The sequence below is a fragment of the Desulfurivibrio modestus genome, from assembly GCF_044068625.1.
GTDB lineage: Bacteria > Desulfobacterota > Desulfobulbia > Desulfobulbales > Desulfurivibrionaceae > Desulfurivibrio.
The window spans coordinates 34,241-48,582 of sequence record NZ_JBIPKH010000008.1 but is presented as its reverse complement, the minus strand read 5'-3'; the positions used below and the strand labels follow the sequence as shown (position 1 = coordinate 48,582).

General features: G+C 63.7%; 15 protein-coding genes. All 15 read left to right on the top strand.

Annotation, left to right across the window (positions count from 1 at the left end; all coding sequences use genetic code 11):
* Nucleotides 1–8 precede the first annotated feature (8 nt).
* A complete protein-coding gene (gene trmD, locus ACHHRT_RS06820; RefSeq protein WP_395499003.1) occupies nucleotides 9–773 on the top strand; it encodes a tRNA (guanosine(37)-N1)-methyltransferase TrmD in 765 nt (254 codons plus the stop codon).
* 4 nt (nucleotides 774–777) lie between these two features.
* Entirely contained in the window at nucleotides 778–1,344 is a 567-nt protein-coding gene (locus ACHHRT_RS06815; protein WP_395499002.1) for an RNA methyltransferase, read from the top strand.
* A 56-nt stretch (nucleotides 1,345–1,400) separates the two neighbouring features.
* Nucleotides 1,401–1,751: a 50S ribosomal protein L19 gene (gene rplS / locus ACHHRT_RS06810; protein ID WP_395499001.1), complete on the top strand. Its 351-nt coding sequence runs from the start codon at nucleotides 1,401–1,403 to the stop codon at nucleotides 1,749–1,751.
* A gap of 31 nt (nucleotides 1,752–1,782) precedes the next feature.
* Nucleotides 1,783–2,466 (top strand): ribonuclease HII, encoded by a 684-nt coding sequence (locus ACHHRT_RS06805; protein WP_395499000.1) that lies wholly within the window; start codon nucleotides 1,783–1,785, stop codon nucleotides 2,464–2,466.
* Complete coding sequence (locus tag ACHHRT_RS06800) at nucleotides 2,463–2,837, top strand: YraN family protein (RefSeq protein ID WP_395498999.1); 375 nt, start codon at nucleotides 2,463–2,465, stop codon at nucleotides 2,835–2,837. Before ACHHRT_RS06805 ends, ACHHRT_RS06800 begins: the two co-directional genes overlap by 4 nt.
* A gap of 40 nt (nucleotides 2,838–2,877) precedes the next feature.
* Nucleotides 2,878–3,873 carry a 4-hydroxythreonine-4-phosphate dehydrogenase PdxA gene (gene pdxA / locus ACHHRT_RS06795; RefSeq protein ID WP_395498998.1) on the top strand — a complete coding sequence of 332 codons (996 nt, stop codon included), beginning with the start codon at nucleotides 2,878–2,880 and terminating at the stop codon, nucleotides 3,871–3,873.
* The gene (gene tmk, locus ACHHRT_RS06790) at nucleotides 3,863–4,537 is read left to right on the top strand and encodes a dTMP kinase (protein ID WP_395498997.1); all 675 of its coding nucleotides are present in this window, start codon (nucleotides 3,863–3,865) and stop codon (nucleotides 4,535–4,537) included. Before pdxA ends, tmk begins: the two co-directional genes overlap by 11 nt.
* Complete coding sequence (locus ACHHRT_RS06785; RefSeq protein WP_395498996.1) at nucleotides 4,524–6,266, top strand: tetratricopeptide repeat protein; 1,743 nt, start codon at nucleotides 4,524–4,526, stop codon at nucleotides 6,264–6,266. The genes tmk and ACHHRT_RS06785 overlap by 14 nt, the downstream gene beginning before the upstream one ends.
* Complete coding sequence (locus tag ACHHRT_RS06780) at nucleotides 6,263–7,120, top strand: hypothetical protein (RefSeq protein ID WP_395498995.1); 858 nt, start codon at nucleotides 6,263–6,265, stop codon at nucleotides 7,118–7,120. The genes ACHHRT_RS06785 and ACHHRT_RS06780 overlap by 4 nt, the downstream gene beginning before the upstream one ends.
* Before the next feature lie 53 nt (nucleotides 7,121–7,173).
* Nucleotides 7,174–9,705 carry a TIGR03960 family B12-binding radical SAM protein gene (locus ACHHRT_RS06775; protein WP_395498994.1) on the top strand — a complete coding sequence of 844 codons (2,532 nt, stop codon included), beginning with the start codon at nucleotides 7,174–7,176 and terminating at the stop codon, nucleotides 9,703–9,705.
* Nucleotides 9,706–9,716: 11 nt separating this feature from the next.
* Nucleotides 9,717–11,252, top strand: coding sequence for an Rne/Rng family ribonuclease (locus ACHHRT_RS06770; RefSeq protein ID WP_395498993.1), 1,536 nt, complete (start codon nucleotides 9,717–9,719; stop codon nucleotides 11,250–11,252).
* A 122-nt stretch (nucleotides 11,253–11,374) separates the two neighbouring features.
* Nucleotides 11,375–11,683 carry a 50S ribosomal protein L21 gene (gene rplU / locus ACHHRT_RS06765; protein WP_395498992.1) on the top strand — a complete coding sequence of 103 codons (309 nt, stop codon included), beginning with the start codon at nucleotides 11,375–11,377 and terminating at the stop codon, nucleotides 11,681–11,683.
* Between the two features lie 17 nt (nucleotides 11,684–11,700).
* Nucleotides 11,701–11,973, top strand: a complete 273-nt coding sequence (gene rpmA, locus ACHHRT_RS06760) for a 50S ribosomal protein L27 (protein ID WP_395498991.1) — start codon at nucleotides 11,701–11,703, stop codon at nucleotides 11,971–11,973.
* A 168-nt stretch (nucleotides 11,974–12,141) separates the two neighbouring features.
* Entirely contained in the window at nucleotides 12,142–13,188 is a 1,047-nt protein-coding gene (gene obgE / locus ACHHRT_RS06755; protein WP_395498990.1) for a GTPase ObgE, read from the top strand.
* Nucleotides 13,181–14,329 carry a glutamate 5-kinase gene (proB, locus tag ACHHRT_RS06750; protein ID WP_395498989.1) on the top strand — a complete coding sequence of 383 codons (1,149 nt, stop codon included), beginning with the start codon at nucleotides 13,181–13,183 and terminating at the stop codon, nucleotides 14,327–14,329. Before obgE ends, proB begins: the two co-directional genes overlap by 8 nt.
* Nucleotides 14,330–14,342: the final 13 nt, after the last annotated feature.

Genomic DNA, 14,342 nt, shown 5'->3' with positions numbered 1-14,342 from the left:
AGCGCCCCATGCGTTTTGATATTTTGACCATCTTTCCGGACTTTTTCAGCTCGCCACTGGCCGAGGGGATGATCCGGCGGGCGGTCCAGGATGGGCTGGTGCTGATCCAGACCCATAATATCCGTGATTATGCCACGGACAAACATGCCATGACCGATGACCGTCCCTTCGGGGGCGGGGAGGGGATGGTGATGAAACCCGAACCCCTGGCCGCCGCCGTTGAGCAGGCGCGGGGGAGTGGGGTCGACGCCCGGGTGGTGCTGCTCACCCCCCAGGGGCGCACCCTGGACCAGCAACTGGCCGAGGAGTTGGCCGGGGAGGAACAGCTGATTCTGGTCTGTGGCCGCTACGAAGGGGTGGATGAACGGTTTCGGGCCGCCTACGTTGACCTTGAGGTGTCCATTGGTGATTACATCCTCACCGGCGGTGAGCCGGCGGCTCTGGTCCTGCTGGACAGCGTGATTCGGCTGCTGCCCGGGGTGCTGGGCTGCGGAGATTCGGCCGAGAACGACACCTTCAGTCGGGGCAGTCGCGGCGGGTTGAAGTATCCCCAATACACCCGGCCCCGGATTTTTGCAGGGCGGGAGGTGCCGGAAGTGCTGCTCTCCGGCGATCACGCCGCCATAGAGCGCTGGCGTTTTCTGGCGGCGGTGCGCCGGACCATCTCCCGACGCCCGGAGCTGGTGGCAGCCATGGAGTTTACTCCGGCAGAACGCAAGTTGCTGCGGGAAAACGACATTTCGTTACCCCCGGCCGGGAATGGCGGAGAATGAAACGATGAGTGCGGGAAAATGGCTGGAGGTGGCCCTGGTCCATTACCCGGTGAACAATCGCCGGGGCGAGTTGATCGGTTCGGCGGTGACCAACCTGGATATCCATGATATCGCCAGGACCGGTCGCACATACGGGATTGACCGTTTTCATCTGGTCACCCCTTACGCCGACCAGCAGAGTCTGGTGGCGGAACTGTTGGCCCACTGGCTCACCGGCCGGGGTGGGGAGTTGAATCCGGCTCGCAAAGAGGCCCTCCAGCTGGTGCGGGTGGTGCCGGATCTGGCCGGCCTTTATGCCGAGATCACCGCCCGGCGGGGAGAAGCCCCCCTGGTGGTGGCCACCAGCGCCCGGGCCCAGGGACGGGAGATTGCCTATCAGGACCTGCAAAAGCGTTTGGCCGAAGGGGGGACGACCCTGATCCTGCTGGGCACCGCCTGGGGGTTGGCCCCGGAAGCCCTGGAGGGGGTTGACGCTTTCCTGCCGCCGATCAGCGGCGGCGGCGATTATAATCATTTGCCGGTACGGTCGGCGGCGGCGATCATTATGGATCGCCTACTGGCCGTTACTTAAAGAGAAGTTTAATTTTGCTTAAGCTGCATCACTACCAAATATCAAGAGGAAGAGTAATGAACGCTATTGCCCAGATCGAACAGGAACAGATGCGCCATGACCACCCGGAATTCCGTCCCGGTGACTCCGTCAAGGTCCACTTTCGAATCGTGGAAGGCACCAAGGAGCGGGTCCAGATTTTCCAGGGGGTGGTAATTCGTCGTCGTCGCGGCACCATGGGCGCCAGCGTCACCGTCCGCAAGGTTTCCCACGGGGTGGGGGTGGAAAAGACCTTTCCCCTCCACTCTCCCCAGGTGGAAAAGATCGAACTGATCAGCAACGGTCGGGTTCGGCGGTCGCGGCTCTACTATCTCCGGGATCTGCGGGGCAAGGCGGCGCGGATTCGCGAACGGGATATCAATAACTGATTCCGTCCGGATGCCCTCGGGAAAGCGAACCTTGTGGGCCAGGGAGCCGGTTGAGGCCGACTCCCTGGCCTTTGAACGTTCGCTGTGGGGGCAGGGTTACCGGCTGGTCGCCGGCACCGACGAGGCCGGCCGCGGTCCCCTGGCGGGACCGGTGGTGGCGGCCTGTGTTATCCTGCCCAGGCAGTGCGAGCCGGGAATTTTTAAAGATTCCAAACAGCTGACGGCTGAGCGTCGACGGGACCTGGCGGCCCGACTCTTCGCCCTGCCCGGCGCCTGTTGGGGCCTGGGGGTGGTCTCGGCGGCGGAGATCGATCGGATCAATATCCTCCAGGCCGCCCTGTTGGCCATGAAGAAGGCTGTGCAGGCCCTGGCGTCGCCCCCGGCGGGCCTGCTGCCCGATTATCTGCTGGTGGACGGCAAGTTCACCGTGGCCCTCCCGTTGCCGCAACAGGCTCTGGTCCGGGGTGATTCCCGCAGCGCCTCCATCGCCGCCGCCAGTATCATCGCCAAGGTGCGACGGGACGAGATCATGGCGGAACTCCATCAGCAATATCCCCAATACAATTTCCAGCAACACAAAGGATACGGCACCGCCGAACACCGGCGTTTGCTGCGGGAACATGGGCCCTGTCCCGAACATCGGCGCAGCTTCAAGCCGGTGGGGCTGGCCCTGGCCCAGGCCGGGCAGGGCAGGCCCGGGGAGGGGTCTCGGTGACCCGGCAGCGGCAGGGTCTGGGCCGGCGCGGCGAGCTGTTGGCCCGCGATTTCCTGGTTCAGCACGGCTATCTGATTCTGGCGGCCAATTATCGGACTCGTGGGGCCGAACTGGACCTGGTGGCCGAGGAGGCCGGTGAGCTGGTTTTTGTCGAGGTCAAGTGTCGTCGCGGTGATCTCTTCGGTTCGGCCCTGGAGGCGGTTGATCGACGCAAGCAGGCTAAAATCACCCGGGCGGCCAAAGAGTATCTGCTCCGGGAGCGCAGCGATCGCCCCGCCGCCCGTTTCGATGTGGTGGCGGTAACCTTTGTCGGGGGCAAACCGGAGATTGAGTTGGTAAAAAACGCGTTCGAGCTGGCGGATGGTTACTAGGATGGCTGGTCGACAACCATTGGATCTTATCGGTATCACCATGGGTTGTGCAGCCGGCGTTGGCCCGGAGCTTATCCTCCGCTTCTGGCGCGATCGGGAGCCGGCCAACCCCTTCTTGCCGGTGGTTTTGGGCGATATCGGCGTCCTGGCCAATTGCGCCCGGGAGCTGAAATTGGCGGTGCCGCTCAAACCCTGGCAGCCGGGCCAGATCCCGCGGGAGGACGCCCTCAATGTATTGCCGGTTTCTCGGCTTGATCCCCCGCCGGCCTGGGGGCACCCCACCGTGGCCAGTGGCCGGGCCATGGGCGCCGCCATCGTCGAGGCGGTGCGCCTGATTCAGGCGGGGGAGTTGGCGGCCATGGTGACTTGCCCCATCGGCAAGGAGATGCTCAACGCCGGCGGCTATCATTATCCCGGCCACACCGAAATGCTTGCCTCCTTGTCTAATAGTCCGGAATATGCCATGATGATGGCCGGCGAACGTCTGCGGGTCACCCTGGTCACCATCCATCGCCCTTTGGCCGAGGTGGCGGCGGCCCTTAGTCGCGAGGGGATAACCCGCCTGCTCCTGCTCACCGCCAGTGCCCTGAGGGGCGATTTTGCCCTGGAACAGCCCCGGATCGCCGTGGCCGGGCTCAACCCCCATGCCGGGGAGGGGGGCATGTTCGGTCGGGAGGAGATTGAGCTCGTTGCCCCGGCCGTGGCCCGGGTCAACGAGCTGGCCGGAGGAGGGTTCACGGTGTTCGGCCCGTTTCCGCCGGACACCGTCTTTTATCAGGCCGCCCAGGGTAAATATGACGCGGTGGTGGCCCTTTATCATGATCAGGGGCTGATCCCCTTTAAGCTTCTGCACTTTCGGGATGGCGTGAATGTAACCATCGGCCTGCCCATCGTGCGCACTTCGGTGGATCATGGCACCGCTTACGATATCGCCGGCCAGGGGCTGGCCGATCCCGCCAGTCTGAAGGCGGCTTTCCGGTTGGCGGGCCGCATTGTGGTTAACAGAAGAAGGGGTGGTGGCAACCATGTCAGTTAAACGGGGCGTCCTGATCGCCTTTGAGGGGATCGACGGCACCGGCAAGTCCACCCAGATTGAGTTACTGGCCCGACGCCTGCGGGAGTTGGGGCTGGCGGTGGTGGCCACCCGGGAGCCCACCGATGGCCCCCATGGCCGCCGGATTCGGGAGATGTTTCTAAAGCGAGCCTCCCTGCCGCCCGATGAGGAGTTGCGTCTTTTTGTGGAGGATCGCCGGGAACATGTGATCCAACTGATCGCGCCGGCCCTGGCGGCGGGCAAGGTGGTGCTGACCGATCGCTACTATTTTTCCACCGTCGCCTATCAGGGAGCGGCGGGCCATGATCCTGCCGCCCTGCTGGCCCTCAATGAGTCGTTCGCGCCCCGGCCCGATCTGGTCCTGCTGCTGGAGGCGCCGCCGGCGGTGGGGGTCCGGCGGGTGCGGGAGTTACGGCGGGAGAGTCTCAATGATTTTGAACAGGAAGATTATCTGCGCCGGGTGGCGGAGATTTTCACTGGTTTCCACGACTCTCGACTGCGGCGGATTGACGCCATGGGCGACATCGAAGAGGTCCGGCGCCAGGTTTGGCCCCCGGTTCGCGAGCTTTTGGCCCAGAAAGGGTTGTTGGCAACCGGCTCGCCGGCCCTTATTCAGGCAAACGCGGACGACCATGACCAGATATAATCTTACCCTCATCGTTCTACTGCTGCTTTTGGCGGCCACCGGCGGTTGTGCCTGGCGGGGCGCCCAGCCGGCGGACCCCTCAACCCCTCGTTTTGCCGCCGAACTGGAGCCTTATGAGGAGGCGGTTTCTCCGGCCTGCGCCTATTACCACTTTGCCTGGGGCAAGAGCGCCGAGCTGGATGGCAGTCTGGAGGAGGCCCGTTACGCCTACGAACAGGCCCTGCTCTGTGACCGCGAGGCCGATTATGTGATGCGCAGCCTGGCGATGCTGCTCCTGCGCCAGGGCAAGCGGGCCGAGGCGCTCATCTGGGTCCAGCGGATGGTTGAGCTGCGACCGGAGGATACCGCCTCCCGCGGGCTGTTGGCCAACCTTTACAGTGCCGCCGGGGAGCCCGAGCGGGCGGCGGCCATCTACCGGGATATCCTGGCCGAGGACCCCGGCAACCCCAATATCACCCTGCTGCTGGCGGCCCTCTATGTGGAAGGGGAGCGTTTGGGCGTGGCCCGGGAACTCCTGGAAGAGCTGACCGTCAACCAGCCCGGCTTTATGATGGGGCACTATTATCTGGCTCGGCTTTATCGCGATTTCGGTGAGATGGACGCGGCACTGGCTTCCTATGAGCGGGCCTTGGCCGTGAGCTGGTCTCCGGCCCTGGCCCGTGAGCTGGCCGGAGCCTATGAGCTGGCCGGGCGTTATGAGGAGAGCTTGCGCCTCTACCAGCAGATGGTGGCCGAGGACCCGACCGATGAGCGGGCCCGGGGCTTGCTGGCCAACCTCTATCTGCGGATGAACCGGGTGGATGACGCCCTGGCCGAACTGGCTGAATTACGGCACTATATCACCGATGTCGGCAATGTGGACCTGACCATCGCCCGGATTCTGGTGGACGAGGGCCGCCTTGAGGAGGCGGTGGCCCTGCTGCGGAGTTTGCTCTCCGAGGAGCCCCGTCTGGACGCGGTACGTTCCCTGCTGGTGCTGGCCTACTACCGCATGGAGCGAATTGGCGAAGCCCGGGCCCTGCTGGAAGAGATCCGTCCCGGGGATGCCGGCTACGAGGAGGCGGTGCTGATGCTGGCCCGCATTTATCACGGCCAGGATGATCCCGCTGGGGCCATGGCGGTGCTGACCCGGGCCCTGGCCGATCCGGACCATCGTTATCTCAGTTTTTACGTTACCCTGGCCCTGCTCCACGCCGAATGGCAGGACGCCGGGCAGGGGATGCTGGTTTTTGACCGCGCTTTGCGGGAGCTGGGCCGCACCGTCAAGGTGCTGTTCGAATACGCCCTCTATCTGGAAAAAATCGGGCACTCCGATGCGGCCCTGGCCAAGATGCAGGAGGTGCTCACCCTTGATCCCCACGACCCCTTCGCCTTGAACTACGTCGGTTACACCTGGGCCGATCGCAACGAGAATCTGGAAAAGGCCCGGGAGTATATCGAGGAAGCGATCCGAATCAAACCTGAAGATGGGGCCATTCGCGACAGCTTGGGCTGGGTTTACTTCCGGCTCGGCGACTACCGGCGGGCGGTGGAGGAGTTGGAGCAGGCGGCGCAAATCCTGCCCGATGATCCGGTGATTCATGATCATCTGGGTGACGCCTACCGAAAGTTGGGCCGGATTACCGAGGCGGCGGCGGCCTATGACCGGGCCCTGGAGTTGCTCGATCCGGAAGAGGATCGGGAACGGTGGCTGGTGATTGAAGAGAAACGCAAGGAACTGGCTCGGTGAGGCCGGGTTTAGCCGGCCTGATCGCCCCGTTGCCGGGGCTGCTGCTCTTGCTGCTGCTCGGAGGCTGCGCCATCCGTCCGCCAACGGTGGGGGAGCCGGTGCTCGGTCCGGACCGGCTGGCGGTGGAACGGGAGTTTACGGCCGCCATGGCCCAGCGGCGTCAGCGCTTGCGCTGCCTTGACGCCGAGGTGGAAGTGAGCTGGCGCTCCCTGCTGCGTTCCGGGATGTTGCCGGGTTACCTGCGGCTGATGCGGCCCTCCCGCCTCATCTTTTTCGGCACCGATCCCCTGGGGCGGCCGGTGTTGGCCCTGATGGTGGCCGGTGACCACTTTCGACTGGTGGTGGTGCCCGAGGCCAAGGCCTATGAGGGGCCGCTCACGGCCGAGGCTTTTCGCCGCTACCTGCCCGGGGGGGTGGATCCGGAACTCCTGGCCGAATCCCTTTTTGACTGGTTCAGCGGTGGTTTGCCCTTTGCTCCGGAGATTGTCGCGGTTTACCGTGAACGGGAGCCGGGGGAGGAGGGTGGTTACTGGCTGGAGCTGGCCGAGCCCCGGTATGCCCGCCTGCTCTACCTGCCGGCCACCGCCGATTCGCCTGGCCTGGTGCGGCGAATTCAGCTTTTCGAGCGGCGGGGCGGGGCCCCCACCCAGATTGTTTTTGATCAGTATCGCCTGGTGTCAACGGAGGATCCGGCGGAAATTTTGCCGGTGCCCCACCGGATTGAACTGCTTGCCCGCCGCCACCAGGGGCTGGACTTGACCCTCCGGTTGAGTGAGATGCTGGCCGACTGCCCGCCCGCCGCCGACTTTCAGCTGATTGTTCCCCGCGGTTTTCTTCTGGAGCAGGTACAATAGGGTCGTTGGGCTTTGTTAGCAATTTAGCGAACAATTATCGGTAATTATTAAAGATGGATAAGATCGATCTGGACGCCCTCCTTGCCGGTATCGCCCGGCCAGGGCGTTATTGCGGTAACGAATTTAACGCGGTCAGGAAGGATTGGGCCCGGGCCGACCTGCGGCTGGCCCTGATCTTTCCCGACCTCTATGAGATCGGCATGTCCCACCAGGGCTTGCAGATCCTCTACCATCTGGTCAACGCCCGGCCGGAGTGGCTGGCGGAAAGGGCCTACGCGCCGGATCTCGACCTGGAGGCGGCCCTGCGCCAGGCGGGATTGCCCCTTTTTTCCCTGGAATCGCGGCGGCCGCTGGCCGATTTCGATCTCTTGGGGATCACGCTGCCCTATGAACTGTGCTACAGCAATATTCTCACCATTCTGGATCTGGCCGGCCTGCCCCTGCGGGCGGCGGAGCGTGGTGAGGGCCACCCCCTGGTAATCGGGGGAGGGCCCTGCGCATTCCATCCCGAGCCGGTGGCCGACTTTTTCGATGCCATCCTCCTGGGGGACGGCGAAGAGGCCCTGCCGGAGATCCTGACCCTGGTTGAGCGAGCCAAGCGGGAAGGGTGGCGGCGGCTGGAGCTTTTGCCGCGGCTGGCCAGGGTGGCCGGGGTTTATGTTCCTTCGTTCTTCCAGCCCCGTTACGATGGGCAAGGCTCCCTGTTGGGGATTGATAAGCTCCATCCCGACTTGCCTCTGCCCCGCCGGCGGGTGCTGGCCGACCTGGACGCGGTGGCCTCCCAGGCCCCACCCCTGGTGCCGGCCACCAGGATTGTCCATGATCGGCTGGGGGTGGAGATTGCCCGGGGCTGCACCCGGGGTTGCCGCTTCTGCCAGGCCGGGATCATCTACCGGCCGGTTCGGGAACGGGACCCGGAAAAGGTGTTGGCCGATACCCTCCGCAAGCTTGAGGAGAGCGGCTTTGATGAGGTTGCCCTGCTCTCCCTGAGTACCGGCGATTACGCCTGCATCAACGATCTGCTGGTCCGGCTGATGGATGCCCTGGCCGCCCGCCGGGTCTCCCTGTCGCTGCCGTCGATGCGGGTGGGAACCCTGACCCGGGAGATGATGGAGCAGATTCGCCGGGTGCGCAAGACCGGTTTCACCCTGGCTCCCGAGGCGGGCAGCGAGCGGCTCCGGCGGGTGATCAACAAGGGGATTAGCGAGGCGGACCTGCTGGCCGCCGCCACTTCCGCCTTCAGCCTGGGCTGGCAGTTGATCAAGCTCTATTTCATGTTCGGCCTGCCCACCGAGACCGAGGAGGATATGGCCGCGATCCCCGAGCTGGCCGGCAAGGTGTTGCGCGCCGGAAGCGGCCGCGGCCAGGTTACGGTGAGCAGCGCCATTTTCGTGCCCAAGCCCCACACCCCCTTCGAGCGCGAGCCCCAGCTGGGAATTGCCGAGGGGTTTGCCCGGATCGATTTTCTCAAGGAGAAACTGCGCAACAAAAAGTTCAAGCTCAAATGGCACGATCCCCGCCAGAGTTTTCTCGAGGGGGTATTTTGCCGGGGTGACCGCCGTTTAGGATTGCTGCTGGAAAAGGCCTGGTGCGCCGGGGCCCGCTTTGATTCCTGGTCCGATCATTTCAACCTGGAGCGCTGGCAAGCCGCCGCCGCCGAGCTGGGCCTGGATCTGGACTCCTACCTGCGTCGTCGCCGGGATGATGAGCCCCTGCCCTGGGATCATCTCGATGTGGGGGTGGAGCGTCGGTTCCTGGTCGAGGAATACCGGAAAGCTCTGGGAGAGGAGTACACCCCCGACTGCCGGGTCCATGGCTGCGCCAAATGCGGGCTCTGCGATTTCAAGCGGGTGAAGCCGGTGGTTTTCCGGGAATGGCGGGGGGGTGGGGAACAGGTCCCAAAGCAGGTGGTCTCTCCCGCCGACCCGGTGGGCAAGCCGCCCCTGGCGGTGGGCTACCGGTTGATCTACGCCCGGCGGGCCGAGGCCCGGCTGCTGGGTCATCTGGAGATCCTGCAGATCTTTTTCCGGGCCTTTCGCCGGGTCGGCTGGCCCCTCTCCTTCAGCCAGGGGTTCAATCCCGCCCCCAAAGTCTCTTTTGGCCCGGCCCTGCCCCTGGGGACCGAAAGCCTGGCGGAGTTTCTCTGGCTGGAGCTGACCCTCCCCCTGGCCGATCCGGAAGCGGCCCGCCATACCCTCAACCGGCAACTGCCCGTAGGGCTGGAGGTTGTCTCCCTGCGGCCGGGAGGCCGGGCCCAGGCGGCTCGCCAGCTCAGTGCCTATCGGATCACCCTGCCGGAGGCGGGGGAGGGGAAATTTGATCCCCAAGTGGCGGCCGACTTGCTGGCCAACGCTGAATTTGTTATGACAGTTCAACGTAAAGGAAGAGATCGTACCCTGGATATTCGCCCCGCCATCCACGACTGCGTGGTCCACGGTCCCGGCGAACTGGAACTGGTTCTGATCCAGGAGGCCAGCCGGCCCACGGTCAAGCCCCTGGAGGCGGCGGGAGCCTGCTTTGGCCTGGCGCCGGGGCGGCTGCGGGCGGCCCGGGTGCTTAAATTGTGGAGTAAAGACGCGCAATAAGGAGTAATGGTTTGTCATCCAAGCTGCTGATCAATGCCAACCCCTACGAGATCCGGATCGCCCTGCTGGAGCATGGCAATCTGGCGGAATTTTACCTGGAGCATCCTTCCGAAAAGGGGCTGGTGGGCAATATCTACCGGGGACGGGTGGTGCGGGTCCTGCCCGGTATGCAGGCCGCCTTCGTTGATATCGGCCTGGAGCGCACCGGTTTTCTCTACGTCGATGACGTCCTGGTCACCTCCAACGAGGTGGAAAAGCGTCTTGAAAATTGCCGCCAATGCGATGGCGAAAGCAGCGCCACCTGCTGCGGCGAAGACAGTGATACCCTCTGCCGGCGCACCCCCGGCCATAATATCGAGGAGCTGCTCCACGAGGGCCAGAACCTCCTGGTGCAGATCTGCAAGGAACCCCTGGGGAGCAAGGGGGCTCGGCTTACCTGTCATATCACCTTGCCCTGCCGTAATCTGGTCTTTATGCCGATGACCGACCATATCGGGATCTCGCGCAAGATCGAGGATGAGGATGTGCGGCGAATGCTGCGCAACGATATCGAGGCCCTGCGCCCGGCCGGCACCGGATTCATCGTCCGGACGGTGGCGGAGTTGGCCAGCAACGAGGATCTCGAGGCGGACATGGAGTTTCTGCTCCACACCTGGGACGAGATTCGGGATCGGGCCGGTGAGGCCCCGGTGCCCAGCCTGGTTTACGAGGATATCGATATCACCCTGCGGGTGGTGCGGGATATCTTCTCCCCGGAAGTGGGCCAGATGCTGGTGGATGAGAAGAAGACCTATGAGCGGGTGCTGAATTTTGTCGGCACCTTCGCGCCCCACCTCAAGGAGAGGGTCAAGCTGGCCGATGGTAAAACTCCCCTCTTTGAGGCCCATGGGGTCGATCTGGAGGTCAACCGCGCCCTGGATCGTAAGATCTGGCTGCGTTGTGGGGGCTACATCATCATCGAGCCCACCGAAGCCCTGACCGTGGTCGATGTCAATACCGGGCGCTATGTCGGCAAAAGCGGGCTGGAGGAGACCATCTTCAAGACCAACATGGAGGCGGCCAAGGAGATCGCCTATCAGCTGCGCTTGCGCAATATCGGCGGGATTATCATCGTCGATTTCATCGACATGGAGGATGAATCGCACCGGGAGGCGGTGTTCAACGCCCTGAGGGAGGCGGCCAAAAAGGATAAAAGCCGGCTCAATATACTGCGGGTTTCCGAATTCGGCCTGGTCCAGATGACCAGAAAGCGCAACCGGGAGGATCTGGAGCATCTGCTCTGTGAGCCCTGCGCCTGCTGTCATGGCACCGGAGTCCTGCGTTCCAGCCGCACCTTGAGCTATGAAATTTTTCGCACCATCGAGCGGGAGGCTTGCCGGCGGGAAGGAGGGGCGGTCACCGTCCGCTCCCATCCCCGGGTGGCGGAACTGATCCTGCGGGAGGAGGCCGACACCGTGGATTACCTGGAGAAGAAGTGCGGCAAGCGGATCCATATCATGCCGCTGAAGGATAATCACCCGGAAAAATATGATCTGATCTGGTCGTGACCCCGCCGGCAGGGAGTACTTTCTGCTTGACAATTTGCGGTGGTGAGGCTATGTATCGGGGTTTACTTTATAGGGCCGTCTGGCTGCGGGCAGACGGCGACAGTCGAGATTTGGAGGAAGCTATGTACGCAATAGTTCGCACCGGTGGCAAACAGTACCAGGTGGCGCCCGGTGAGCGTCTGCGGGTGGAAAAACTCGTGGGCGAGGTCGGGGATACGGTGGAGCTGGACGATGTCCTCCTGGTGGCGGACGGAACCGAGGTCAAGATCGGTCGCCCCGTGGTTGAGGGTGCCAGGGTGGTGGCCCGGATCGTCGAGCAGGACAAGGCCAAGAAGATTCTGGTCTTTAAGAAGAAGCGCCGCAAGGGTTACCGGCTGAAAAACGGTCATCGTCAGCCCTTCACCGCTCTGGAAATCAAAGAGATTCTGTAATCGAGAGGATTTGAGTCATGGCACATAAAAAAGCGGGCGGCAGCTCGAAAAACGGCCGCGACAGTAATTCCCAGCGGCGTGGGGTTAAACGTTTCGGTGGCCAGGTGGTCAGGGCCGGCAACATCCTGGTCCGTCAGTTGGGCACCAAGATTCATCCCGGCACCAATGTCGGGCTGGGTCGGGACTATACCCTGTTCGCCAAGGTTGACGGGGTGGTAACCTTCGAAACCTTCGGCCGCAATCGCAAGCGGGTCAGTGTCTACCCCCCCGCGGCGGTGGCCGCCGAGTAGCTCTGCTTTTCGGTTCACCGCCCCGCGGCGAACCCTGTTTTTGGTCAGCGTTCACCGCTGCCGTCCGGAGTTTAACAACCCGGCGGTGCCGGTGAACGTTTCTTTTTGCGGCCCGGCCTTTGGCCCTTTGTCGCCCCCGGGTTCACCCTTTACTTGCCGGCAAACACTATGTCATTCATCGATGAGGCAAAATTCTTTGTCAAGGCCGGTGATGGCGGCAATGGTTGCGTCAGTTTTCGCCGGGAGAAGTTCGTCCCCAAGGGCGGCCCCGACGGCGGTGATGGGGGCAAGGGCGGCGATGTGATCATCGAGGCCTCCTCTCGTCTGACCTCGCTGCTCGATTTCAAGTACCGCTCCCATTTTCTGGCGGAGAAAGGGACCGGGGGCAAGGGGCGCAAGATGCATGGCCGGGGCGGTGAAGACTGCCTGGTGCTGGTGCCCCTGGGCACGGTGCTGCGGGAGGTGGAAAGCGGTGAGGTCCTGGTCGATCTGGTCCGGGATGGTCAGCGTTTTGTGGTGGCCCGCGGCGGGGCGGGCGGCCGGGGCAATGTCCACTTTGCCTCCTCAACCAATCGAGCCCCCCGGATCGCCACCAAGGGTAAACCCGGAGAGGAGCTCTGGTATCGCATCGAGTTGAAGCTGATCGCCGATGTGGGGCTGATCGGCCTGCCCAATGCCGGTAAATCGACCCTGCTTGCCCAGCTCACCGCCGCCACCCCCAAGGTGGCGGACTACCCTTTCACCACCCTCTCACCCCAGCTCGGGGTGCTTTTTTTTCCCGATCGTCCCCCCTGCACCATCGCCGACATTCCCGGCCTGATCGAGGATGCCCACCTGGGCGCCGGGTTGGGTCACACCTTTCTGCGCCATATTGAGCGGACCCGGTTGCTGCTGCAGGTGATCGACGCCTCCGGCCGGGATGGTGATCCCCTGGAGCAGTACCGGATGCTGGAGAATGAACTGGCCCAGTACCAGGCCGACCTCTTGCAGCGACCCCGTCTGGTGGTACTCAACAAGGTCGATCTGCTCAACGCCGAAGGACGGCAGCTGCGGGAGTTGCGGGAGCGCTTTGCCGAAGCAGGTGTCAAGGTCCTGCCGATCTCGGCCTTGGAGGGGCAGGGGCTGCCCCAACTGATCGGTGATATCTCCCGGCAGTTGCCCCAAGTTGAGCCGCCCGGGGAGGAGCCCGCCGGGCAGGAAGAGAGCCATGAGTGAAGAGGAACTGCGCCAGAGGCGTTGCCGGCTGGACCGGGCCCGGCGGGTGGTGGTCAAGATCGGTTCGGCGGTGCTTACCACCGCCGAAGGGTTGAACTATCCGGTGCTGGACAGCCTGGCCCATCAGCTCGAGCAACTGCGCCGGGAGGGCCGGGAGGTGCTGGTGGTCAGTTCGGGAGCGGTGGCGGCGGGGCGCCGCAAGCTGGGCCTGGGCAATCGGCCTCTGCTCCTGCGGGAAAAGCAGGCGGTGGCGGCCATTGGCCAGAGCAGCCTGATGCGGGCCTATGAAAAGATCTTCGAGCAGCTTGGCGCCAAGGTGGCCCAGGTGCTGCTCACCCACGACGTTTTTTCCCGCCGCGATCGCTATCTCAATGCCCGCAACACCCTTTTCACCCTGTTGCAGTGGCGGCTGGTGCCGATCATCAACGAAAACGACACCGTCTCGGTGGAGGAGTTGCGCTTCGGCGACAACGACAACCTGGCCGCCATGGTCACCAACCTGACCGAGGCTGATCTCTTTGTCTGCCTCACCGATGTGGCCGCCCTCTATACCGCTGATCCGGCCCTTGATCCCGCCGCCCGACCGCTGCGCACCGTGGCTCGGATCGACGAGAAGATCGAGGCCATGGCCGGCGCGGCCCACAGCGGGGTGGGCACCGGCGGCATGCTGAGCAAACTTAAGGCCGCCCGGATCGTGGCCGCCCGGGGCGGCTGCTCCTTCATCGGCCCGGGCCGGGAGCCGGAGATCCTGACCCGCCTCTTTGCCGGCGAGGAGGTGGGCAGCTTTTTCCTACCCGAACCCCAGAAGATGAAGGGGCGTAAGCACTGGATCGCCTATACCCTGCGGCCCAAGGGTTCTCTGATCCTGGATGCCGGGGCCTGCCGGGCCATTGTCCAGGGTGGGCGCAGCCTGTTGCCCTCGGGGATCGTCGAGGTGCGCGGTGCCTTTGGGGTGGGTGATCCGGTCCACTGCCTGGACCAGGAGGGCAAGGTCCTGGCCGCCGGCCTGGTGGCCTACGACTCCGAGGCCCTGCGCAGCATCAGGGGGGCAAAAACCTCGGCCATTGCCGATATTTTAGGTTATAAAGATGCCGATGAGGTTATCCACCGGGATAACCTGGTTCTGATCGGGCAAGAGTAGCCAAAAGGAGAGG

Excerpts from the sequence above, each read along its gene's own strand:
- trmD (WP_395499003.1), top strand. The coding sequence starts at position 9 with ATGCGTTTTGATATTTTGACCATCTTTCCGGACTTTTTCAGCTCGCCA.
- ACHHRT_RS06815 (WP_395499002.1), top strand. The coding sequence starts at position 778 with ATGAGTGCGGGAAAATGGCTGGAGGTGGCCCTGGTCCATTACCCGGTG.
- rplS (WP_395499001.1), top strand. The coding sequence starts at position 1,401 with ATGAACGCTATTGCCCAGATCGAACAGGAACAGATGCGCCATGACCAC.
- pdxA (WP_395498998.1), top strand. The coding sequence starts at position 2,878 with ATGGGTTGTGCAGCCGGCGTTGGCCCGGAGCTTATCCTCCGCTTCTGG.
- tmk (WP_395498997.1), top strand. The coding sequence starts at position 3,863 with ATGTCAGTTAAACGGGGCGTCCTGATCGCCTTTGAGGGGATCGACGGC.
- ACHHRT_RS06785 (WP_395498996.1), top strand. The coding sequence starts at position 4,524 with ATGACCAGATATAATCTTACCCTCATCGTTCTACTGCTGCTTTTGGCG.
- ACHHRT_RS06775 (WP_395498994.1), top strand. The coding sequence starts at position 7,174 with ATGGATAAGATCGATCTGGACGCCCTCCTTGCCGGTATCGCCCGGCCA.
- rplU (WP_395498992.1), top strand. The coding sequence starts at position 11,375 with ATGTACGCAATAGTTCGCACCGGTGGCAAACAGTACCAGGTGGCGCCC.
- rpmA (WP_395498991.1), top strand. The coding sequence starts at position 11,701 with ATGGCACATAAAAAAGCGGGCGGCAGCTCGAAAAACGGCCGCGACAGT.
- obgE (WP_395498990.1), top strand. The coding sequence starts at position 12,142 with ATGTCATTCATCGATGAGGCAAAATTCTTTGTCAAGGCCGGTGATGGC.
- proB (WP_395498989.1), top strand. The coding sequence starts at position 13,181 with ATGAGTGAAGAGGAACTGCGCCAGAGGCGTTGCCGGCTGGACCGGGCC.